Here is a 21,690-nt window from a genome sequence, read left to right on the forward strand (position 1 = left end):
GTGAGCCTCCGCCTGTACGACACGGCCGCCCGCGCGGTCCGCGACTTCACGCCCCTGCGTGCCGGGCAGGCGTCCGTCTACGTCTGCGGTCTCACCGTGCAGGGCCCGCCGCACGTCGGGCACGTCCGGGCGGCGGTCTCCTTCGACGTCCTCCGCCGCTGGCTGACCGCGCGCGGCCTGGAGGTCACCTACGTCCGCAACGTCACCGACATCGACGACAAGATCCTCACCAAGGCCGCCGAGCGCGACGTCCCGTGGTGGGCCTGGGCGTACGAGTTCGAGCGGGCCAGCACGCGCGCCTACGACGTGCTCGGCGTCCTGCCGCCGACCTACGAACCGCGCGCGACCGGGCACATCCCGGAGATGGTCGAGCTCATGCAGCGGCTGATCGACCGCGGGCACGCCTACGCCGTCGACGGCGACGTCTACTTCGACGTCCGGTCCTTCCCCGAGTACGGGGCGCTCACCGGTCAGCGGCTCGACGCCCTCGAGCCCGCCGCGGACACCGACACCGACGAGCGCAAGCGCGACCCGCGGGACTTCGCGCTGTGGAAGGCTGCCAAGCCCGGCGAGCCGGCGACCGCCTCCTGGCCCACGCCGTGGGGCCGCGGCCGCCCCGGCTGGCACCTCGAGTGCTCGGCGATGGCCGAGCGCTACCTCGGCGCGGAGTTCGACATCCACGGCGGCGGGCTGGACCTGCGGTTCCCGCACCACGAGAACGAGCAGGCGCAGTCGCGGGCCGCCGGCGACGGGTTCGCCCGGTACTGGCTGCACAACGGCTGGGTCACCCTCGGCGGCGAGAAGATGAGCAAGTCGCTGGGCAACACCGCGCTGGTCGACGAGGTCGTGCGGCGGGTGCGCCCGGTCGAGCTGCGCTACTACCTGGTGGCACCGCACTACCGTTCGACGGTCGAGTTCACCGACGCCGCACTCGAGGAGGCCGGCGCGGCCTACCGGCGGATCGAGTCGTTCGTGAAGCGCGCGGCCGAGCGGGTGGGCGCCGACGCCGGCGCGCCGGTGCTCTGCGCCGACTTCAGCGCCGCGCTCGACGACGACCTCCGCACGCCCGCGGCGATCGCCGCGATCCACGACATGGTCCGCGAGGGCAACACGGCCCTCGCCGACGGGAACGACACCGCGGTCGCGGGCACGCTCGGCTCGGTGCGCGCGATGCTCGGCGTGCTCGGCCTGGACCCGCTCGACCCCCAGTGGGCGGCCACCGGTGCCGACGACCGGCTCGCCCGCGCGACGGACGGCCTCGTGGCCCTGGCGCTCGAGCAGCGCCAGGCGGCGCGGGCGCGCAAGGACTTCGCGGCGGCGGACGCGATCCGCGACCAGCTCGCCGCCCTCGGCGTCACCGTCGAGGACACCCCCCAGGGACCCCGATGGGAGCTGACCCACTGATGGCCGGCAACAGCCAGCGCCGCGGCCGCACGACGGGTGCGGGCAAGAAGACGGCGACCGCGGGGACCGGTGGCAAGAACCGGCGCTCCCTCGCCGGTCGTGGTGCCACCCCGCCCGCCGAGCAGCGGTACGGGCACCCCGCCCAGCGCAAGGCCCAGGCGCAGGAGCGCCAGCGCGCCGACCGGGCGCGCGCCCGTCAGCGGGCCGAGGAGTCACCCGAGCTGCTGCTCGGGCGGAACCCCGTCGTCGAGGCGCTGCGCGCGCAGATCCCGGCGATGGCGCTGTACGTCGTCACCGGTGACACCACCCGCCCAGGCGCCGACGAGCGCATCACCGAGGCGCTGCACCTGGCCAGCGACCGGGGGCTGCCGCTGCTGGAGGTGACCAAGCCCGAGTTCGACCGCATGTCGCAGGGCGCCCTGCACCAGGGCATCGGCCTGCAGGTGCCGCCGTACGACTACGCGCACCCCGACGACCTCCTGGACCTGGCGCGGAACTCCGGCCGGGCCCCGTTGATCGTGGCGATGGACGGCGTGACCGACCCGCGCAACCTCGGGGCGGTCGTCCGCTCGGCGGCCGCGTTCGACGCCCACGGCGTCGTCGTGCCGCAGCGTCGCGCGGTCGGGATGACCGCGTCGGCCTGGCGCACCAGCGCCGGGGCCGCGGCCCGGTTGCGGGTCGCCCGTGCGGTGAACCTGCCGCGCGCGCTCGCCGCGTACCAGGACGCCGGGCTGCAGACCGTCGGGCTGGCCGGCGATGGCGACGTCGACCTGCACGAGTACGACGGTTTCGCCGACCCGGTCGCCCTGGTCGTCGGCGCCGAGGGCACCGGGCTCTCGCGGCTGGTGCGGGAGAAGTGCGACGTCGTCGTCCGCATCCCCATCGCCCGGGACACCGAGTCGCTCAACGTGAGCGTCGCCGCCGGCATCGCGCTCTACCAGGTGGGGGCCGCGCGCCGCTGACGGCCGGCTCGCCGCTCCTCCGTCGTCCTGGCTCACCTCTGGTGGTCCTGGCTCACTGTCGACGCTGAGCCAGGACCCCTGTTGATCAGGTCACCTGATCATCAGTGCGGTCAGCCGAGCAGCTGGGCGACCGTGTAGATCACCAGGCCGGCGAGGCCGCCGACGACGGTGCCGTTGACCCGGATCCACTGCAGGTCCCGGCCCACCTGCAGCTCGATCCGCCGGCTCGTCTCGTCGGTGTCCCAGCGGGCCACGGTGCTGCTGACCAGGTCGGCGAGGTCGCCGGAGAACCGCTCGGCGACGTAGCCGGCCACCCGGCCGCTGTGCCGCTGGACCAGCTCCCGCACGGTCGGGTCGGTCTGCAGCAGCCGCGCACCGTCGCGGATCAGCGCGGTCACGCGGGCGCGCAGCGGTGACTCCGGGTCGGCCGCGGCGGCCAGCACCGTGTCCTTCGCCGTCGTCCACAGCGACCCGGACCACTCGCGCACCGCGGGGTGGGCCAGCACCTCGTGCTTGAACTCCTCCACCCGGGCGGCGGTGGCCGGGTCGGTGCGCAGCGCGTCCACGTAGGCGCGCAGCCGGGCGTCGTAGGAGCGGCGCAGCTCGTGCCGCGGATCGGCGGCCACCTCGGCGATGAACTGGTGCATCCCGGCGAACGCCCGGTCGAAGACCCGGTCGTCCACCCAGTCCGGCACCCACGCCGGGGAGGCGTCCCCCAGCTGGGCCCGGAAGACCAGCCGGTTCTCGTCGAGGAAGCGGGCCATGAGCCGCAGCGCCGCGGAGAGGACCTCCTGGTGGCGGTCACCGTCGACCACCAGCTCGAGCACCCGGGCCAGCGCCGGGGCGGCGGGCGTCTCGTGCAGCTTGCGGTCCACCAGCGCGGCGACGGCGGGCTGCACGTCGTCGTCCTTGAGCAGGTGGGTGAGGCCGGTGAGCGCGGTCGCGGCGTCGCCCCCCAGGCGCTCGGCCCGGCCGGGGGCGGCCAGGAACGCGCCCAGCCGGCCGGGGACGTCGATGGTGGCCAGCTTCTCCGCCACGACGGCGCGGGTCAGGAAGTTCTCCTGCACGAAGGCGCCCAGGCTCTCGCCGATCTGGTCCTTCTTGCGCGGGATGATCGCGGTGTGCGGGATCGGCAGCCGCAGCGGGTGCCGGAACAGCGCGGTGACGGCGAACCAGTCGGCCAGCGCGCCGACCATCGAGGCCTCCGCCGTCGCCCGCACGTAGCCCACCCACGCGCCGGCGTCCTCGCCGAGGAGCACGCAGGCGAGGAAGACGGCGGCGGCCAGCAGGAACAGCCCGGTCGCCAGCCGCTTCATCCGGGTCAGGTCGCGGGCGCGGGCCGGGTCGTCGAGCGACCCGGCCAGCGGGACGGTCAGCGGGGGAGCGGCCACCCGGCCCAGCCTAGGGATCGGGTCCGGGTGGTCGCCGCGGGCGTCAGCTGGTCGAGCCCAGGGTGACCTCGACGGTGCGGGTGTCGGAGCCGCGGCGCACGGTCAGCTGGACCGTCTCGCCGGGGGTCCGGCTGCGGATCGCGGCGGTCAGCTCGGTGGACGTGGTGACGGGGCGCTTGCCGACGGCGGTGACGACGTCGCCCGGCTCCAGCCCGGCCTCGTCGGCGGCGCTACCGGGGTGCACGGTGACCACCTCCGCGCCGGTGCCGACCTCGCGGTTCTGGTCGTCGGCGGCGGTCCGGGGAGTCACTCCGAGGAAGGCGCGGGTGGCGGTGCCGGTCTCGATGATCTCCTGGGCCACCCGCTGCGCGGTGTTGCCGGGGATGGCGAAGCCGACGCCGATGTTGCCGCTCTGCCCCTGCGCACCCGGGATGCCGGAGGCCACGGTGGCGATCGCGGTGTTGATGCCGATCACCTCGCCGGCGCCGTCGACGAGCGCGCCGCCGGAGTTGCCGGGGTTGATCGCGGCATCGGTCTGGATGGCGTCGAGCACGGTCGCGTCGTCCTGCGTGGACCCGGTGGCCACCGCGCGGCCGGTGGCGCTGATGATGCCGTCGGTGACCGTGTTGGACAGGCCGAGCGGGGCGCCGATGGCAACGGCGATGTCACCGACCTGCACCTCGTCGGAGTCGGCGAAGGTCGCCGGGACCAGGTCGTCGGCGCCCTCCAGCCGCAGCACGGCGAGGTCGAAGGCGGGGTCGGTGCCGACGACCTCGGCGTCGTAGAGGGTGCCGTCGGCGGTGCGCACCTGCACCGTGCCGGAGCCGGCGCCGTCGGCGGCGACGACGTGGTTGTTGGTGAGCACGTAGCCGTCGGCGGTCAGGACGACGCCGGACCCGCTGCCCGCGCTGGTGCCCGTGGTCACGTAGACGGTCACGACGCTGGGGGCGGCCTTCGCCGCGGCGGCCGTGGCCGTGGTCGCCCGCTCCGGGTTCTCGGTGGTCACGCTCTGCGCGGCGGCGGAGCTGCTGGTGCCGGCGACCGGCTCGTCGAGCAGCGCGGTGACGCCGGCTCCGGCGCCCCCGCCGATGAGCGCGCCGGCGACGAGGCCGGCCAGGCCGATGCGCAGCCGGCTCCCGCGCCGGGACGGCGGCTGCTCGGCCGCCGGTGACGGCAGCCCCCCGTAGCCGGGGTAGCCCGGGGACGTGACCGGCTGCGGCGTCGTCGGCTGGTGGGGCGTCGACAGCGGTGGCTGCCAGCCGTACTGCTGGCCTGCGCCGGGGTACTGGTGCTGGTGCTCGCTCACGCGTCCGTTCCTCTCCTCGCGGCCGTGCGGCCGCTGCATCGGAACCCACTGTCGGCCCCGCCACTGGCGCAACGCTGGAGGCTGGCTGTGAGCTTCCTGGATGCCCGGATCACCGGGGGACCGGCAGCACCCGGCCCCGGGCGACCAGCTCGGTGACGGCCCAGACGGCGAGCACCTCCGTGGCCAGCAGCCCGACGAGCACCAGCAGCTGTGCCGCGCCGGCCTCGAGCGGGCTGCCGCCGCCCAGCAGCACGCCGACGAAGGCGCCGGGCAGGGTGACCAGCCCGACGGTGCGGGTCTGGTCGAGGGGCGGCACGAGCGCGGTGCCGGCGACCGGGCGGCCGATGAGCAGGACCGCGTCCCGGGGGAGCAGCCCGAGCGCGAGCGCCGCCTCCACCTCGCCGCGCCGCTGCGCCAGCTCTTCGCGCAGCCGCCGACCCGCCAGGGAGGTGGCGGTCATCGCGCCGCCGATGAGGATGCCGGCGATGGGGATGACCGCCTCCCCGCGCAGCGGCACGGTCCCGCTGGCCAGCACGAGCGCGACCACGGGGCCGGCGCCGCCGACCACCGGAGCGGCGACGGCGGCCAGCCGTGGCGCCGTTCCGGGGGAGCGCAGCGGCAGGCCGGTGGCCCGGCCGGCGGCGGTGACGCTCGCGACCGAGACCATGAGCAGCACGAAGACGGCGGAGAGCCACAGCGACTCGACGACGACCAGCAGGACGGTGGAGACGACGGCGAGCTGCACGGTGGCGCGCACTGCCGCCACGAGCACCGACCGGTCCTCGCCGAGCCCGGACAGGCGACCGCCCGTGGCGGCCAGCGCGGTCAGGGCCACCAGGACGACGCCGAGCCGGAGATCGACGTCGACCACGGAGGACCCCACGACGCCGATCCTGCCCGGTGCTCCCCGGGCCCAGGCCAGGTGGGGGATCGGGCCGGATCCCGTGTGCATCGGTGCCCGGAGGCGGGTAGTGGCGGTGCCTGGGGCGCGGGTGCACTCCCGCGGCCCGGTGCCCGCCCCCGTCGCCCCCGTGGAGCTCTCCGTGCCCCTCCGTGGTCCTCTCGTCAGGTTCGTGATCGGCTTGGGCCTGGCCTGTGCCGCTGTCATCGCGGTCGTCGGCGGCATCGCGCTGCGCGGCCCCGGGCTGGTGGCCGTCTGCGTCTCCGGGGCGCTGGCCGGGTGCGTCGCCGCCGGCGTCGCCCGCGAGACCCCGGGGCCGACGCGCCGGTCGACGCTCGAGGTGGCGGGGCAGGCCGCGGCCGTGACGGTCGGCGTGCTGCTGGTGGTGAGCGGAACGGCGGTGCTCGCCGGAGGAGCGGCGGCGCTGCTGCTGATCGGGTTCGGTGCCGCGGGCTGGGCTGCCCTCCGCTGGCTGCGTGACCGCCGCGACGCACCGGCCCGCCCGGTGACGTCGGTGGGCGCCGGTCCGGTGCCCACCGGCTGGACGCCGTCCACCGCCGTGGCGGGCGCGTCGACCGCCACGCTCGGCGAGGAGTGGCGGCGCACGAGCGCCGAGCTGCAGCGACCGCTGGCGCCCGCGGTGCGGCAGCGGCTGGTCGCCCGGCGGGCGCAGGTCCTCGACGAGCTGGAGCGCCGCGACCCGGCCGGGTTCGCCCGCTGGCTCGCCGCCGCCCCGCTCGGCAGCGCCGACCCGGCCGGTTTCGTCCGCAGCTCACCGCCGCCCGCCGACCCCACCGCGGAGACCGAGGCCGCCTGACCTGCGGCCCCTGCCGCCGTCCATCCGGAGGCCGCCGAGACGATGCCCTGGCTCGGCGTGCTGTCCATCGGCCCCGGCCGCGTCGCCGACGCGGCGGAGTTCTCGTCGGCCCTGTCCCTAGACTCGTGCCCGGGACCTGTCCCCACGTCCCGCCGGCGTGGCGCAATTGGTAGCGCACCCGACTTGTAATCGGGCGGTTAGGGGTTCGAGTCCCCTCGTCGGCTCCACGGTGGTGCCGTGCCCGGCGTCCGGCCTCTCCGCACGGGCACCGCGGAGAACCCCTGCCCGCGGCCACCGACGGCGGCGCCGGAGTCCGGCCCGGGCCGGACCCGAGCCCCTGGCCCGTCGTCGCCCCGGTCGGTGCGCGGGCGGTGGGCGCCACGCTGCAGACCGTTGCCCTACGGCCGACGCGCGCCTAGGTTAGCGAGCGCTAGGTATAGGTATTCGCGTCGGGAGGCTGATCGTGCAACTGCAGGGAAAGACCGCGCTCGTGACCGGGGGTGCGTCCGGTCTCGGCCTGGCCACCGTCCGACGGCTCGTGGCCGGCGGTGCCCGCGTCGTGGCCCTCGATCTGCCCACCGCGGACCAGACGGCCCTCGGTGCGCTGGGCGACCCTGTCCGGTTCGCCGGTGCCGACGTCCGCGACGAGGCGGCCGTCCAGGCGGCCGTGGACGCCGCCAACGACGAGGGCACGCTCGCCGTCGTCGTGAACTGCGCCGGGATCGGCGCCGCCAACAAGACCGTCGGCAAGAAGGGGCCCTTCCCGCTCGCCGACTTCGACCGCGTCGTCGGCGTCAACCTGATCGGCACCTTCAACGTGATCCGCCTGGGCGCCACCGCCATGGCCGGCAACGAGGTCGACGGCGAGGAGCGCGGGGTGGTCGTCAACACCGCCTCCGTCGCCGCGTTCGACGGTCAGATCGGGCAGGCCGCCTACTCCGCCTCCAAGGGCGGCGTCGTCGGCATGACGCTGCCGATCGCCCGGGACCTCGCCTCCTACGGCATCCGGGTCGTCACCATCGCGCCCGGGCTCTTCGAGACCCCGCTGCTGGGCGCCCTGCCCGAGGATCTGCGGGCCAGCCTCGGCGCCCAGGTGCCGCACCCCAGCCGGCTCGGTCAGCCGGAGGAGTACGCCGACCTCGTGGCGGCCGTCGTCGGCAACCCGATGCTCAACGGCGAGACGATCCGCCTCGACGGCGCCATCCGGATGGCGCCGCGGTGACCCGCACGGCACCGGCGCCGCGGCTGGCCACCCGCCTCACCCGGCTCCTCGGCATCGAGCGCCCGGTGATCCAGGGCGGCATGCAGTGGGTGGGGCGGGCGGGGCTGGCCGCCGCCGTGTCGAACGCCGGTGGGTTGGGGATGATCACCGCCCTCACGCAGCCGACCCCGCAGGTGCTGGGCGAGGAGATCGCCCGGTGCCGCGACCTGACCGACCGCCCGTTCGGCGTCAACCTCACGATCCTGCCGTCGATCAACCCGCCGCCCTACGCCGAGTACCGCGACGTCATCGCCTCCTCGGGGGTCCGCATCGTGGAGACCGCCGGCGCCAACCCGGCCGAGCACATGCCGTTCTTCAAGGACGCCGGGATCACCGTGGTGCACAAGTGCACCAGCGTCCGGCACGCCCGGCGCGCCGAGGCCGAGGGCGTCGACGTGATCAGCATCGACGGCTTCGAGTGCGCCGGGCACCCGGGTGAGGACGACGTGCCCGGCCTGGTCCTCGTCCCGGCCGCGGCCTCGGCCGTGAGCATCCCGGTGGTGGCGTGCGGCGGCATCGCCGACGCCCGCGGCCTCGTGGCCGCCCTGGCGCTGGGCGCCGAGGGCGTCACCATGGGCACCCGGTTCCTGTGCACCCAGGAGTCCCCGGTGCACGACGCGGTGAAGCAGCGGATCGTCGAGGCCAGCGAGCGCGACACCGAGCTGATCTTCCGCTCGCTGCGCAACACCGCCCGGGTGGCGAGCAACACGGTCAGCCGCGAGGTCGTCGGCATCCTGGCCGACGGCGGCGCCTTCGACGACGTCCGCGACCTCGTCGCCGGCGCACGCGGCCGGCTGGTGTTCGAGGAGGGCGATCTGGAGCGCGGCATCTGGACGTCGGGCATCAGCCAGGGGCTGGTCCACGACGTCCCCGCCGTCGCCGAGGTGCTCGACCGCATGATCCGCGAGGCACACGAGCTGATCCACGGGCGGCTGGCCACCTTCGCCGGTGGTGTGGGGTGACCGGCCGCGGGTCGGTGTCTTGACGGCCCGGGACCGGGGGCTCATGCTCGGTACTTAGCTATCGCTATGTCAACACAGCCGCTCGACGGAGGAGCCCATGAGCGCGACGACGTCGCCGAGCCACCTCGCCGACCGGCCGTATGTCGTCGGTTCGCAGCCGGACGCCCGCCGCGGCCTGCAACTGACCATCCGACAGGCGGGCCAGGCCGTCGACGTCGTCCGGACGCCGGCCCGGCACTCGAGCCTCGACACCACCGCCGACCCCCACACCCCGGCGCCGGGCGAGCACGACGCGCTGCTCGCGCCCACCGGGGACCGTGATCGATCCAACCAGGGAGAACCGTCATGAGAAGCGCCGTGATCGTCGACATCGTCCGCACCGCCTCCGGCAAGGGGAAGCCCGGCGGGGCTCTCTCCGGCACGCATCCCGTGGAGCTGCTCGCGACGGTGCTGCGGGCCCTCGCCGAGCGGTCCGACCTCGACCCGGCCCGCGTCGACGACGTGATCGCCGGCTGCGTGAGCCAGGTCGGGCAGCAGTCGCTCAACATCGGCCGGCAGGGCGTGCTGGCGGCCGGCTGGCCCGAGAGCGTGCCGGCCACCACCGTCGACCGGCAGTGCGGTTCGAGCCAGCAGGCCCTGCACTTCGCCGGGCAGGGTGTCATGGCCGGCGCCTACGACATCGTGGTCGCCGGCGGCGTGGAGTCGATGAGCCGCGTCAAGATGGGCGTCGCCACCGTGGGGGAGGACCCGCTCGGCCCCTCGATGCACGCCCGCTACCCCGAGGGTCTGGTGAACCAGGGTGTCTCCGCCGAGCTGATCGCCGACCGCTGGGCACTCACCCGCGAGGAGCTCGACGCGTTCTCCGCCCGGTCCCACCAGCGCGCCGCCGCAGCGGCCGCGGCCGGCCAGTTCAAGGACCAGATCGTGCCGGTCGCGGTCATCGGTGCCGACGGTGCGGAGACGGTGCACGACCAGGACGAGACGGTGCGCGCCTCCACCACCGCCGAGGGGCTGGCCGGGCTGAAGACGTCCTTCGACAGCCCGGCCATGCGCGAGCGCTACCCCCACCTGGACTGGAAGATCACCCCGGGCAACTCCTCGCCGTTGACCGACGGCGCCTCCGCTGCCCTCATCATGGGCGAGGACACCGCGGAGCAGCTGGGGCTGACCCCCCGGGCCCGCTTCCACACCTTCGCCCTCGCCGGCGACGACCCGCTGCTCATGCTCACCGCCCCGATCCCGGCCAGCCGCAAGGTGCTCGAGCGCTCGGGGCTGTCCATCGACGACATCGACGCCTACGAGGTCAACGAGGCCTTCGCGCCGGTGCCCCTGGTCTGGCAGCGGGAGCTGGGGGCGGACCCCGAGCGGCTGAACCCCAACGGCGGCGCGATCGCGCTGGGCCACCCGCTGGGTGGCTCCGGCACCCGGCTGATGGCGACGATGCTCGCCCACCTGGAGGCCACCGGCGGCCGCTACGGCCTGCAGACGATGTGCGAGGGCGGCGGCCTGGCCAACGCCACCATCATCGAGCGGCTCTGACGCCCACCTCGGGGAGACCGGACATGAGCACCGACCTGGGGGCCGCCGGCCACCCGCTGTTCGAGGCCGACCGCGAGCTGATCGCCGACCGCGGCATCCCGCTGCTCGGGGGCTACGGCCCCCACGACGCGCTGGGCACCCGGTGAGCGCGGCTGCTGCCGCCGAGCCGGCGGCGCGGTACGAGGTCCGCGGCCACGTCGGGCTGATCACGCTCGACCGGCCCGCCGCGCTCAACGCGGTGAACGCGGCACTCGCCACGGCCGTCGGTGAGGCGTTGGAGCAGGCGGCGGCGGACGACCAGGTCCGCGTGGTGGTCGTGACCGGCACCGGGCGCGCCTTCTGCGCCGGCGCTGACCTCAAGGAGCTGGCCGCGCAGCGCTCCGTGGCCGCGGACGGGCACCCCGAGTGGGGGTTCGCCGGGCTGGTGCGGCACTGGATCGACAAGCCGGTGATCGCCGCGGTCAACGGCTTCGCCATGGGCGGTGGTACCGAGATCGCCCTGGCCTGCGACCTGGTCGTGGCGTCGTCCGGAGCGGTCTTCGGCCTGCCGGAGGTCAAGCGGGGGCTGCTCGCGGCCGCCGGTGGCGTCGTGCGGCTGCAGCGCCAGGTGCCCCTGAAGCGGGCGCTGGAGCTGGCGCTGACCGGCGACGGCGTGGACGCGGCCACCGCCCTCGAGTGGGGTCTGGTGAACGCGGTGGTCGAGCCGGAGCAGGTGCTCGACGCGGCGCTGGAGCTGGCCGGCCGGATCGCCGTCAACGCGCCGCTGTCGGTGCGGCACACCAAGCGCATGCTCCACCGCACCAGCGGCGGCGGCTCCGACTGGGACGAGTCCTGGACCGGCACCGATCCGTGGCGGGCCAACGAGGAGGCCACGGCGACCGTGTTCGCCAGCGCCGACGCCGCCGAGGGTCCGCGGGCGTTCGCGGAGAAGCGGGACCCGCGCTGGGTGGGGCGGTGACCGGGGGCGTCCCCGCCCGGCCGGGGCTGCGACGGTGACGGCCACGCCGGGGCTGGACCTGGAGAGGCTGAGGGCGCACCTGGTCTCCACGGGGACCGGACCGGCGGGCCCGCTGCGGGCGGAGCTGATCTCCGGGGGCCGGTCCAACCTGACGTACGCGGTGACCGACGGCGCCACGCGGTGGGTGGTCCGCCGGCCACCGCTGGCCGGGCTGACCGCCTCGGCGCACGACATGGTGCGGGAGTGGCGGGTGACCAGCGCCCTGCACGGGACGCCGGTGCCGGTGGCGCGCCCGGTCTCGCTGTGCGAGGACGACGGCGTGCTCGGCGCACCGTTCACCGTCGTCGAGTGGGTCGAGGGCCTGGTCGTCCGGGACCGGGACGAGCTGGCGGCCCTCCCCGACGAGGTGGTCGGCGAGGTGAGCACCTCGCTGATGGCCGTGCTGGTAGCGCTGCACGCCGTCGACGCCCGGGCCGTCGGGCTGGCCGGCTTCGGTCGGCCGGAGGGCTTCCTGGCCCGGCAGGTCGCGCTGTGGCGTCGCCAGTGGGACCGCACCCGGGGGCGCGAGCTGCCGGATCTCGAGCGGCTGCACGCCCGGCTCGCCGACGGCGTCCCGCCGTCCGCGGGGACCGCGATCGTGCACGGGGACTACCGGATCGACAACGTCATCCTCGACCGCACCCGGCCCGCGACGGTGCGGGCGGTGGTGGACTGGGAGCTGTCGACGCTGGGCGACCCGCTCACCGACGTGGCCCTGATGTGCGTCTACCGCCACCCGGCCCTGGACGTGATCCTGGGCCTGCCGGCGGCCTGGACCAGCCCCCGGCTGCCCTCGGCGGACGACCTCGCGCAGACGTACTCCCGGCTGGCCGGGCGCGACCTGGGCCACTGGCCGTTCTACCTCGGCCTGGCACACCTCAAGCTGGCCGTGATCGCCGAGGGCATCGCGCACCGGGCCCGCGCCGGCGCGGACTCCGGGCGCGACGCCGGGCGGGCAGCCGAGGTGGTGCCCGAGCTGGTCGCCGCCGGCCTGGCCGCGCTGGGGACCCGGTGAGGCCGGGATGCCTCTCCCCCCCAGGTGGGTAGACGGCACGCGCGCGGGATCGCCGATACCGAGCGTTCGTTAATCTCAGGTGAGCGGTGGGCGAGGCGCCCGCCGGCGGGACAGAGGGGTGCCATGACCGCGGTCCGGGAGGACGACGAGCTGATGACCCGGGGGCGCTGGCGCAGCGTGCCCGCCCTCGAGATGAGCCCCATCCTGTCCGCGGCGCTCGACGCCTTCAACGAGCACGGGTACCACGGCACCTCCGTGCGGGACATCGCCGGACGGGTGGGGGTGACCGTGCCGGCGCTCTACTACCACCACGAGAACAAGGAGGCGATCCTCTTCGCGCTCCTGGACGCCGGCATCCTCCGGCTGACCCGGATGTGCGAGGCGGCGCTGGCCGATGCGGGGGACAACCCGGCCGACCGCTTCCTCAACCTGGTCGAGGCGATCGTGCTCTACATGGCGCACAGCACGAAGATCGCCGGCGTCGACGCCGAGCTGCGTTCGCTGGGCCCGGAGAACCGGTCGGCCTACAGCGAGAAGCGCCGGCGGATCGAGGAGATGCTCGTCGACACGCTGCAGGCGGGGGAGGCCGCGGGGCTCTTCGACGTCACGTCCCCCAAGGACACCGCCCGGGCGCTGCTGGGCATGTTCCAGGCGATCGCCACGTGGTACCGCCCCGGAGGGCCGCTGTCCGCGCAGGACCTGGCGCACAACTACGTCGACATCGCCGCGCACACGGTCGGAGCGCCCGCGGTCCTGATCCGGCGGGTGCGCGAGCAGGCCACTGTGCGCCGCGGTGGCGCGGCGTGAGCCGGGACGGGGTGTCGCGCGGTCCGCTGGCCGGGCTGCGGGTGGTCGAGCTCGCCGGCATCGGCCCCGCGCCGCACGCCGCGATGGTGCTGGCCGATCTGGGCGCCGACGTCGTCCGGGTGGAGCGACCCGGCCCGCCGGGGGGCGGGGTCGACTGGGGGTTGCGCGGGCGCAGCTCGCTGGCGGCCGACCTCAAGTCCGACGAGGGGCGGGCCACGGTGCTCGCGCTGGCCGAGGCCGCGGACGTGCTGATCGAGGGGCTGCGGCCGGGGGTCGTCGAACGGCTCGGCGTGGGCCCGGACGAATGCCTGGCGCGCAACCCCCGCCTGGTCTACGGGCGGATGACCGGGTGGGGGCAGGACGGCCCTCTGGCGCGGACCGCCGGACACGACATCAACTACATCGGCCTCACCGGCGCGCTGCACGCCATGGGCCGGGCCGGCCAGCCGCCGGCCCCGCCGCTGAACCTCGTCGGCGACTACGGCGGCGGCTCGATGCTGCTGCTGGTCGGGCTGCTCGCCGCCCTCTTCGAGCGGTCCGGCTCGGGGCGGGGGCAGGTGGTCGACGCGGCGATGGTCGACGGCACGGTCCTGCTCAACCAGCTGGTGCTCAGCATGCGCGGCCTCGGAGGCTGGCGCGACGAGCGGCAGGCCAACCTCCTCGACGGCGGGGCGCCGTTCTACGACACGTACGCCTGCGCCGACGGGCGGTTCGTGGCGGTGGGCGCCCTCGAGCCGCAGTTCTACGCCGCCCTGCTCGCCGGGCTCGGCCTGGACGCCGCGGCGCTGGGTGACCAGGACGACCGGTCCGGCTGGCCCCGGATGCGGGAGGTGTTCACCGGAACGTTCGCGAGCCGGACGCGCGACGAGTGGGCTGAGCTGTTCGCCGGCACCGACGCCTGCGTGACGCCAGTGCTCTCCTACGAGGAGGCCGCCGTGCACCCGCACCTGGTCGCCCGGGGGACGTACGCGAAGCTCGGGGGCGTCCAGCAGGCGTCCCCGGCGCCCCGGTTCTCGCGGACGGCGCCGCCGCCACCGGTAGCCCCGCCCGCGCCGGGCGGCACCACCGCCGTGGAGGTGCTCCGGCGCTGGTCCTGAGCGCCGGGCGGGCGGCTCAGTCGAAGCTCCCCGCGCCGTCGCGCCGGTAGGGCGAGAGCCGTTCCACTCGCGCCCGCTCGGCGCGTTCGGCCCGCAGCCGGGCCGCCGTCCCCGGTTCGTACCCGGCCTTGGCCACGCGGTGCTCGATCGTCTCCACCATGTAGGCCAGCGAGAAGAGCAGCCCGAGCAGCAGGCCGCCGCCGGCGGCGGAGACCCGGTAGACCAGCGGGACGGGCACCACGAGCAGGCACAGCACGACGAGCGGCAGCAGCTGCACGACCGCCCGGGCGAGGTGGCGCCACACCCAGGTGCTGCGGGTGGTGTCGGCCAGCACCCAGGGCGATAGCTCGCGGGGCAGCCCTCCGCCGTAGGCGTACCAGACCCACTGCAGGGGTCCGGGTCGCTGCCTGCTCACGCCCCCGACGGTAGGCCGATCCGGTCGCGTACGGCCGGCGTTCCCGCCGGGCGTACGGTGCCGCCGTGGACGAGCGTCGCCTGGGGGTGGTCTCCGGGCTCGGCGCCTACGCGCTCTGGGGCATCTTCCCGCTGTACTTCCCGCTCCTGGAGCCCGCGAGCGGCCTGGAGATCGTGGCGCACCGGGTGCTCTGGTCGCTGCTGTTCGTCGGGTTGCTGCTGTGCGTCGTCCGGCGCTGGGGGCACGTCCGGGCGGCGGTGAGCAGCCCGCGCACGCTGCTGATCCTCGCCGGCGCCGCCGTGCTGATCGCCGTGAACTGGCTGATCTACGTCTACGGCGTGAACTCCGGGCAGGTCGTGGAGGCCTCGCTCGGCTACTTCATCAACCCGCTGGTCAGCGTCCTCCTCGGCGTCGTCGTCTTCAGCGAGCGGCTCCGCCCGCTGCAGTGGGTGGCCGTCGGCACCGCCGCGGTCGCCGTCGCGGTGCTGACCATCGACTACGGACGCCCGCCGTGGATCGCGCTCGGCCTGGCCCTGTCCTTCGGCCTCTACGGCCTGATGAAGAAGCTCGTGTCGATCGAGGCGGCGCCCGGGCTCTTCCTGGAGACGGCGCTGGTCGCGGTCCCCGCGGGAGTGGTCCTCGCGGTCCTGCACTCCGACGGGACCGGCACGTTCGCCAACGCGGGCACCGGGCACGCCCTGCTGCTGGCCAGCGCCGGGGTGGCGACGGCGGTGCCGTTGCTGCTGTTCGCCGCGGCGGCCCGGCGCATCCCCCTGTCGACGGTGGGTCTGCTGCAATACCTGACGCCGCTGATGCAGCTGGCGATCGGCGTCTTCGTCTACGACGAGCCCATGCCGCCGGCCCGGCTGGCCGGTTTCGTGATCGTCTGGGTCGCCCTGGCGGTCTTCACCGCCGACACGTGGCGACACGCCCGGGCCGGGGCCCGCAGAGCCGCCCGCGACGCGGTGGTCGCCACCCCCTGACGGGCAGTCGGACCCGCCTCGGCGGGCCGGCCGGAAACGTCGGTGGGCGGCGCTACCGTCGTCCTCGAGCCGCCGGGGTTCCCGGTCGGCAGAGCAGGTCAGGAGATGGTCGAACCCATGAGCAGCGACCCAGCCCCCGTGGTCTCCCCGCCCCGGGCCGACGGGTCAGGGGAGGAGTCCGTGCAGGCCGGAGGCGTGGGCCTGACGCGGCGCGAGCACGAGATGCTCGGTTTCGAGCGCCAGTGGTGGCGGCGGGCCGGCGCGAAGGAGACGGCGATCCGCGACCTGTTCGGCACGACGCCGACGCGGTACTACCAGGCGCTCAACGCGCTGGTCGAACGCCCCGAGGCGCTGGCCGCCGATCCGCTCCTGGTCCGGCGTCTCCGCCGGTTGCGCACGGCACGGCAGCGAACGCGTTCGGTGAAGGTCCTGGGCATCGGGAATGACATCGATTAGATTCGGTCACCGTGGGCAGGCACGCCGCGTCAGGCAGTGACGGACTGGATCAGGGGAACGCGTCTGCAGCCGCTGGGCGGCGCAGGACCGATACCCCTGAGGGTGCGTGGTCCGGTGCCGGCCTGAGCGACCACCCCACCGCGCCCGGGCGCGACCGGGCGGCCCTCCGGCGCGACGTCCGGGCGGACGTGCCCGCCGCCGACGGTGCCCGGCAGATCTCCCGTTCCCGCCTGCCGCTGCCACCCGTGCCTGCTGGACCCCGCGCTGCTGCTGCCCCCTCGCCGCGCACCAGCGCCGCACCGTTCGCCGCGGTCCCCGCCCCCGCCCCCGCTCCCGCCGCCCTCGGGGAGGTCCCGGTGCCGGCTCGCGGCGCCGACGTCCTGGCACCCGTGTCCGCCGGCGAGCCGCCGCAGCAGGCTGCCCAACCCTCCGGCAGGGTCGTGAGCCCGGCGCCCGCCGGGCTCCTCGTCGAGGACGAGCCCCTGGTCACCACCGGACCGGCCCGTGGCCTCGGGCGGCGCGGGCCCGCGCCGCTGGTTCCTCGCGTGCCGCGGCAGACCACGCCGTCCGGTGCGCCCGCCTCCTCCTACGGCGACTGGACCAAGCCCTCGCGCAGCGACGAGACGGGGCGGTCGCGCCTCGGCCTGGGTGCTGCGCCGGAGGTGCCGCACGCGCCTGCCACCACCGCGATCCCCGAGCGGGATGCGAAGGCCCGCCGCGACCTCGACGACGAGGCCGGCTACGCCGAGGCCCGCTACGACGAGGCCCGCTACGCCGAGGCCGGCAATGACGAGGCCGGCTACGACCTCGAGCGCGAGGTGGATGCCGCCGCCGCGGGCGCCGCGGCGGTCAAGGGTGGCCGCGCCGCCTACCGCGCCGAGCGGCAGGCCGCCGACGCCGCCCGCCGCAAGGCGGCCAAGCGCAGCGGCACGCCCGAGGTGATCTTCGACGACGAGCCCGAGCGCAAGCCGCGCCGCGTGCTCAAGGGCCTGGTCGCCATGGCCGTCGTCGCCGGTGCCGTCCTCGGCGTCTACACGGTGACCGCCCCGGAGAAGGAGGAGGCCGCGGCCGCCGCTCCCGCACCGGCCAGTGTGCCCACCGTCGCGGTCCCCACCGCCGCCCTGCCGCCGCTGCCCGAGGAGCCCATCGTCGTCGAGCCGCCGATCACCACCCCCGTGCGCGTCCCCGTCACCGTTCTCAACGCCACGAACATCGCCGGCCTCGCCGCCACGATCTCCGGCGCCGTGGTCTCCGGCGGCTGGGAGTCGCCCGGCGTGGGCGCCTACCCGGGCACCGACGTCTCGGCCACCACGGTCTTCTTCACCGAGGGGGACGAGCAGCAGCGCCAGGCCGCGCTCCAGCTGGTCGACCAGTTCCCCGACCTCGCCGGCCCCGCCCCGCGCTTCTTCGAGGTAGCCGACGTCCCCGCACCCGGACTCGTCATCGTCGCCACCGGCAACTGGCAGCCCTGACGCCGGTCTTGCCGGGTACCCGGAACAGGAGCGGCCGTCCGGCCGTTGGGGGCAGCGTGCGTCCCCTCCGAGGGCCCGCGCGTCCCCGCTCGTGCCCTCGTGCGCGGGCCGCGGCCGCCGCCCTGCTCGCCCTCGCCCTGCCCGCCGGCCTCGTCCTCGCGTCCCCGGCGGGCGCCGCCGAGGTGCGCACCGAGGAGCTCCGGGTCCCCTCTGGCTCGGGGGAGGACGCCGTCGAGCTCGACACCACGCTGTACCTGCCGGGCGGCGACGACCCGGCGCCGGCGGTCGTGCTCGCGCACGGCTTCGGTGGCAGCAAGCGCTCCGTGGCCGAGGATGCGGCCGACCTGGCCGAGCGCGGCTACGTCGTCCTCACCTACTCGGCCCGGGGCTTCGGTGCGAGCACCGGGCGGATCGGGCTCAACGACCCGCGCTACGAGATCGCCGACCTCTCCACGCTGCTCGACCTGCTGGCCGCCCGCGACGAGGTCGAGCTGGACGCCGAGGGCGACCCGCGGGTCGGGGTCGCCGGCGCCTCCTACGGCGGGGCGCTGGCGCTGCTGGGCGCCGCCTACGACGAGCGGGTCGACGCGATCGCCCCGCAGATCACTTGGAACTCCCTCACCGCCGCGCTGTTCCCCTCCCAGACCGGCGACCTCGACGCCGGCACCGTGGCCGCGACACCGCAGCCGGAGGCGGCCGGCGTCTACAAGCGCCTGTGGGCCGGGCTCTTCTTCGGCATCGGTTCCGCCTCCGGGGGGCTGCTCGACTCCCTCGGGGGTGCCGGCCAGGCCGGCGGCGACGAGGGCCTCGACGGCGAGGCGGTGGGCGGCGGCACCGTCGCGGCGCCGGCCCCCGCCGGCCGGCCCGCGCTCCCGCCCGAGCTGCTCGAGCAGGCCGCCGAGAACCCCGAGGCCGCCGAGCAGCTGCTCACCTGCGGCCGGTTCAGCGTCGAGGTGTGCCAGGCCTACCAGGCGGCCGCGGCCTCCGGAACCCTCACCCCGGAGGTCGCCGCGGTGCTCGACCGCAGCAGCCCGGCGGGTGTGCTGGACCGCATCGACGTCCCCACCCTGCTGGTGCAGGGCACGCAGGACTCGCTCTTCGGCCTCGGCCAGGCCGACGCCAACGCCCGCGGCATCGCCGCCGACGGCACCCCGGTCAAGGTGGTCTGGTACTCCGGTGGGCACGACGCCTCGGGGTCGGACCGGCAACGGGAGTCGCTGCGCGCGGCCGTGGCCGGCTGGTTCGACCGGCACCTGCGGGGGCAGGGCGACGACCCGGGCACGGGCTTCGAGTTCCCCGCGCCCACCGGCCTGGGTGCCACCGTCGGCCGCGTCCAGGGCGGCGGCCAGACCGTCGTCGCCGACGCCTATCCGGGGCTCGACGGCGCCGAGCCGGCCGAGCGTCGCGCCGTGACCGTCGAGGGACCCGTGCAGCCGGTGGTCACCCCGGCCGGCGGCACCCCCGCGTCCCTCACCACCGTCCCGGGTCTGGGCGCCCTGACGTCGGCGCTCGGCGGGACCACCGCGGAGATCCCCGGCCAGTACGCCGTCTTCGACAGTGCCCCGCTCGACGCCCCGGTCGAGGTCGTGGGCGCCTCGACGGTCGACCTCGCGGTCGCCTCGCCCAGCGGCAGCGCCACCCTGTTCGCCAAGCTCTACGACGTCGGGCCCGACGGCGCGACGACGCTGCCGGGCGGCCTGGTCGCGCCCCTGGCGCTTCCCGACGTCTCCACCGACCCCACCGCCCCGACGCGCGTGAGCGTGACCCTGCCCGCGATCGTGCACCGGTTCGAGGCGGGCCACACCATGCGCGTGCTGGTGTCCTCCACCGACCAGGCGTACGCGCTGCCCGCCGAGTCGGCCGTCTACTCGGTGGGCCTCGCCTCGCCCGGCGCCGCCGACGGCGTGGCCGCGGGCGAGGCGCAGCTCGCCGCACCGACGGTCTCCGGCGAGGGCGGGGCAGCGACCGGTGCCTCGCGCTGGTGGGTGCTGCTGGGCCTCCTCGCGGGGCTCGGCCTGCTCGGCTGGCTGGCCGGCCTGTGGTGGGGCCGGCGTCGTCAGCGGCAGCTGTCCAGCGTCGAGCCCGACGGCGAGGACGTCCCCCTGCGCTTCGAGGGCGTGACGAAGGCCTACAAGGACGGCTTCGTCGCGGTGCGCGACCTGTCGTTCGAGGTGCGCCGCGGGCAGGTGCTCGGCCTGCTCGGGCCGAACGGCGCCGGCAAGACCACGTCGCTGCGGATGTTGATGGGCCTCATCCGGCCCACGGACGGGCGGATCAGCGTCTTCGGGCACGCTGCCGGCCCCGGTGCCCCGGTGCTGTCGCGGCTGGGTTCCTTCGTGGAGGGCACCGGGCTGCAGCCGCACCTGTCCGGCCGCGACAACCTCACCCTGTACTGGGCCGCCACCGGCCGGCCGGCCGAGGACGCGCACATGGACGAGGCCATCGAGGTCGCCGGGCTCGGCGCCGCCATCGACCGGCCGGTGCGCCGGTACAGCCAGGGCATGCGCCAGCGGGTCGCCATCGCCCAGGCGATGCTGGGCCTGCCCGACCTGCTGGTCCTCGACGAACCGACCAACGGGCTCGACCCGCCGCAGATCCACGCGATGCGCGACGTGCTGCGCTCCTACGCGGCCACCGGGCGCACCGTGATCGTCTCCAGCCACCTGCTCAGCGAGATCGAGCAGACCTGCAGCCACGTGGTGGTCATGGCCAAGGGCCAGAAGATCGTGCAGGGCACGGTGGAGGAGATCGTCGGCACCGGTGGCTCGGTGCTCGTGGGCCTGGCCGACGACGCCGACACCGACCGGGCGATCGCCGTCCTCTCGTCGCTGCCCGGGGTCACCGGCGCGCGCGGCGACGACGGCCTGGTCGCCGAGCTGGACGGCGCCCGCCGCGCCGACGTGCTGCAGGCGCTGGTGTCCGCCGGTATCGCCGTCGAGCAGTTCACGCCGCGACGACGCCTGGAGGACGCCTTCCTGGCCCTGGTGGGGGAGTCATGAGCACGACCAGTCGATCCGTGGACTCCGAGCACGTGCAGTCGACCGGCGCGGTCGCCGGCTACCGGCCGGAGCGGACGCTCCGGCTGTCGGTGGAGCTGCGCCGGCAGTTCAAGCGCCGCCGCACGATCGGCGTGTTCGCGCTCATGGTGGCGCTCCCGCTGGTGCTCATCGCCGCCCTCCAGCTGGGCGCCAGCGAGGAGGCGGCGGAGAACAACCGGATCAACCTGGTCGACGTCGCGACGGCGAGCGGGCTGAACTTCACCCTGTTCGTGCTGTTCGCGACGACCAGCTTCTTCCTCGTGGTGGTCTACGCGCTCTTCTTCGGCGACACCGTGGCCGTCGAGGCGCAGTGGGGCTCGCTGCGGTACGCCCTGGCCACGCCGGTCCCGCGGATGCGGCTGCTGCGGCAGAAGTGGCTGGCCGCCCTCGTGCAGTCGGTGGCGGCGCTGGTCACGCTCGCCGCGGTCGCTGTAGTCGCCGGTGGGATCGCGTTCGGCTTCGACGACATCCGGACGCCGGTCGGGGTGGGGATCGACCAGGGCGAGGGCATGCTGCGGCTGGCCGGGATGCTCGGCTACCTCGCCGTCCACCTGCTCGTCGTCGGCGCGCTGGCGTTCTGGTTCTCCACGATCACCGACGCACCGTTGGCGGCGGTCGGGGGCGCGGTGTTCACGATGTTCGTCTTCGCCATCCTCGACCAGGTGGAGCAGCTCGGGTCGATCCGCGACTGGTTCCCGACGGCGGAGGAGTTCGCCTGGACCGACCTGCTGCAGACGCCGGTCGACGACGGCGACCTGTTCCGCGGCGTGATCCAGTCACTGGTCTACATCGCCGTCTTCACCGCACTCGGCTTCCGCCACTTCGCCCGCCGCGACGTCACCAGCTGACCCCCTGCCCGCGAGGCCG

General features: G+C 75.4%; 21 protein-coding genes and 1 tRNA gene. 18 read left to right on the plus strand and 4 right to left on the minus strand.

The features are described from left to right. A complete protein-coding gene (cysS, locus tag ACI799_RS05545) occupies nucleotides 1-1,404 on the plus strand; it encodes a cysteine--tRNA ligase (RefSeq protein ID WP_456612584.1) in 1,404 nt (467 codons plus the stop codon). After that, complete coding sequence (gene rlmB / locus ACI799_RS05550; RefSeq protein ID WP_456588115.1) at nucleotides 1,386-2,366, plus strand: 23S rRNA (guanosine(2251)-2'-O)-methyltransferase RlmB; 981 nt, start codon at nucleotides 1,386-1,388, stop codon at nucleotides 2,364-2,366. Before cysS ends, rlmB begins: the two co-directional genes overlap by 19 nt. Before the next feature lie 110 nt (nucleotides 2,367-2,476). Here rlmB and ACI799_RS05555 read toward each other — a convergent pair whose 3' ends face one another. From ACI799_RS05555 to ACI799_RS05565, 3 genes are all read right to left on the minus strand, one after another. Next, nucleotides 2,477-3,757 (minus strand): DUF445 domain-containing protein, encoded by a 1,281-nt coding sequence (locus tag ACI799_RS05555; RefSeq protein ID WP_456599074.1) that lies wholly within the window; start codon nucleotides 3,755-3,757, stop codon nucleotides 2,477-2,479. 43 nt (nucleotides 3,758-3,800) lie between these two features. Continuing rightward, nucleotides 3,801-5,063 carry a S1C family serine protease gene (locus ACI799_RS05560; RefSeq protein WP_456612585.1) on the minus strand — a complete coding sequence of 421 codons (1,263 nt, stop codon included), beginning with the start codon at nucleotides 5,061-5,063 and terminating at the stop codon, nucleotides 3,801-3,803. Nucleotides 5,064-5,172: 109 nt separating this feature from the next. Continuing rightward, nucleotides 5,173-5,946: an ABC transporter permease gene (locus ACI799_RS05565; RefSeq protein ID WP_456588112.1), complete on the minus strand. Its 774-nt coding sequence runs from the start codon at nucleotides 5,944-5,946 to the stop codon at nucleotides 5,173-5,175. Nucleotides 5,947-6,136: 190 nt separating this feature from the next. Here ACI799_RS05565 and ACI799_RS05570 point away from each other — a divergent pair, with 190 nt between their 5' ends. The 11 genes from ACI799_RS05570 to ACI799_RS05620 all read left to right on the plus strand — a co-directional run bounded on the left by ACI799_RS05570 (nucleotide 6,137) and on the right by ACI799_RS05620 (nucleotide 14,459). Continuing rightward, nucleotides 6,137-6,781 (plus strand): hypothetical protein, encoded by a 645-nt coding sequence (locus tag ACI799_RS05570; RefSeq protein WP_456588111.1) that lies wholly within the window; start codon nucleotides 6,137-6,139, stop codon nucleotides 6,779-6,781. A 151-nt stretch (nucleotides 6,782-6,932) separates the two neighbouring features. Next, nucleotides 6,933-7,008 (plus strand) — tRNA-Thr (locus ACI799_RS05575). Nucleotides 7,009-7,244: 236 nt separating this feature from the next. Further along, nucleotides 7,245-8,003: an SDR family NAD(P)-dependent oxidoreductase gene (locus tag ACI799_RS05580; protein WP_456588110.1), complete on the plus strand. Its 759-nt coding sequence runs from the start codon at nucleotides 7,245-7,247 to the stop codon at nucleotides 8,001-8,003. Beyond that, complete coding sequence (locus ACI799_RS05585) at nucleotides 8,000-9,004, plus strand: NAD(P)H-dependent flavin oxidoreductase (protein WP_456612586.1); 1,005 nt, start codon at nucleotides 8,000-8,002, stop codon at nucleotides 9,002-9,004. The genes ACI799_RS05580 and ACI799_RS05585 overlap by 4 nt, the downstream gene beginning before the upstream one ends. A 97-nt stretch (nucleotides 9,005-9,101) precedes the next feature. Continuing rightward, nucleotides 9,102-9,353, plus strand: a complete 252-nt coding sequence (locus ACI799_RS05590) for a hypothetical protein (protein ID WP_456588108.1) — start codon at nucleotides 9,102-9,104, stop codon at nucleotides 9,351-9,353. Continuing rightward, a complete protein-coding gene (locus ACI799_RS05595) occupies nucleotides 9,350-10,543 on the plus strand; it encodes a thiolase family protein (protein WP_456612587.1) in 1,194 nt (397 codons plus the stop codon). Before ACI799_RS05590 ends, ACI799_RS05595 begins: the two co-directional genes overlap by 4 nt. A 23-nt stretch (nucleotides 10,544-10,566) precedes the next feature. Then, nucleotides 10,567-10,689 (plus strand): hypothetical protein, encoded by a 123-nt coding sequence (locus ACI799_RS05600; RefSeq protein ID WP_456588106.1) that lies wholly within the window; start codon nucleotides 10,567-10,569, stop codon nucleotides 10,687-10,689. Continuing rightward, the gene (locus ACI799_RS05605; protein ID WP_456588105.1) at nucleotides 10,686-11,501 is read left to right on the plus strand and encodes a crotonase/enoyl-CoA hydratase family protein; all 816 of its coding nucleotides are present in this window, start codon (nucleotides 10,686-10,688) and stop codon (nucleotides 11,499-11,501) included. Before ACI799_RS05600 ends, ACI799_RS05605 begins: the two co-directional genes overlap by 4 nt. A 34-nt stretch (nucleotides 11,502-11,535) precedes the next feature. Beyond that, entirely contained in the window at nucleotides 11,536-12,555 is a 1,020-nt protein-coding gene (locus ACI799_RS05610) for a phosphotransferase family protein (RefSeq protein WP_456612588.1), read from the plus strand. Between the two features lie 123 nt (nucleotides 12,556-12,678). Continuing rightward, entirely contained in the window at nucleotides 12,679-13,362 is a 684-nt protein-coding gene (locus ACI799_RS05615) for a TetR/AcrR family transcriptional regulator (protein WP_456588103.1), read from the plus strand. Continuing rightward, entirely contained in the window at nucleotides 13,359-14,459 is a 1,101-nt protein-coding gene (locus ACI799_RS05620; RefSeq protein ID WP_456612589.1) for a CaiB/BaiF CoA transferase family protein, read from the plus strand. Before ACI799_RS05615 ends, ACI799_RS05620 begins: the two co-directional genes overlap by 4 nt. Nucleotides 14,460-14,475: 16 nt before the next feature. Here ACI799_RS05620 and ACI799_RS05625 read toward each other — a convergent pair whose 3' ends face one another. Then, nucleotides 14,476-14,874, minus strand: a complete 399-nt coding sequence (locus tag ACI799_RS05625; RefSeq protein ID WP_456588102.1) for a DUF5313 family protein — start codon at nucleotides 14,872-14,874, stop codon at nucleotides 14,476-14,478. 65 nt (nucleotides 14,875-14,939) lie between these two features. Here ACI799_RS05625 and rarD point away from each other — a divergent pair, with 65 nt between their 5' ends. The 5 genes from rarD (at nucleotide 14,940) to ACI799_RS05650 (ending at nucleotide 21,671) form a co-directional block, all read left to right on the plus strand. After that, nucleotides 14,940-15,857, plus strand: a complete 918-nt coding sequence (gene rarD / locus ACI799_RS05630; protein ID WP_456588101.1) for an EamA family transporter RarD — start codon at nucleotides 14,940-14,942, stop codon at nucleotides 15,855-15,857. Between the two features lie 117 nt (nucleotides 15,858-15,974). Beyond that, the gene (locus tag ACI799_RS05635; protein WP_456588100.1) at nucleotides 15,975-16,313 is read left to right on the plus strand and encodes a DUF3263 domain-containing protein; all 339 of its coding nucleotides are present in this window, start codon (nucleotides 15,975-15,977) and stop codon (nucleotides 16,311-16,313) included. A gap of 440 nt (nucleotides 16,314-16,753) precedes the next feature. Then, complete coding sequence (locus ACI799_RS05640; protein ID WP_456612590.1) at nucleotides 16,754-17,785, plus strand: LytR C-terminal domain-containing protein; 1,032 nt, start codon at nucleotides 16,754-16,756, stop codon at nucleotides 17,783-17,785. A 56-nt stretch (nucleotides 17,786-17,841) separates the two neighbouring features. Further along, complete coding sequence (locus tag ACI799_RS05645) at nucleotides 17,842-20,784, plus strand: alpha/beta fold hydrolase (protein ID WP_456612591.1); 2,943 nt, start codon at nucleotides 17,842-17,844, stop codon at nucleotides 20,782-20,784. Further along, on the plus strand, nucleotides 20,781-21,671 hold the full coding sequence (locus tag ACI799_RS05650) for an ABC transporter permease (RefSeq protein WP_456612592.1): 891 nt from the start codon (nucleotides 20,781-20,783) through the stop codon (nucleotides 21,669-21,671). The genes ACI799_RS05645 and ACI799_RS05650 overlap by 4 nt, the downstream gene beginning before the upstream one ends. Nucleotides 21,672-21,690: the final 19 nt, after the last annotated feature.

Source organism: Blastococcus sp. SYSU DS0753 (assembly GCF_054051175.1).

Excerpts from the sequence above, each read along its gene's own strand:
- rlmB (WP_456588115.1), top strand. The coding sequence starts at position 1,386 with ATGGGAGCTGACCCACTGATGGCCGGCAACAGCCAGCGCCGCGGCCGC.
- ACI799_RS05590 (WP_456588108.1), top strand. The coding sequence starts at position 9,102 with ATGAGCGCGACGACGTCGCCGAGCCACCTCGCCGACCGGCCGTATGTC.
- ACI799_RS05595 (WP_456612587.1), top strand. The coding sequence starts at position 9,350 with ATGAGAAGCGCCGTGATCGTCGACATCGTCCGCACCGCCTCCGGCAAG.
- ACI799_RS05600 (WP_456588106.1), top strand. The coding sequence starts at position 10,567 with ATGAGCACCGACCTGGGGGCCGCCGGCCACCCGCTGTTCGAGGCCGAC.
- ACI799_RS05615 (WP_456588103.1), top strand. The coding sequence starts at position 12,679 with ATGACCGCGGTCCGGGAGGACGACGAGCTGATGACCCGGGGGCGCTGG.
- ACI799_RS05635 (WP_456588100.1), top strand. The coding sequence starts at position 15,975 with ATGAGCAGCGACCCAGCCCCCGTGGTCTCCCCGCCCCGGGCCGACGGG.
- ACI799_RS05650 (WP_456612592.1), top strand. The coding sequence starts at position 20,781 with ATGAGCACGACCAGTCGATCCGTGGACTCCGAGCACGTGCAGTCGACC.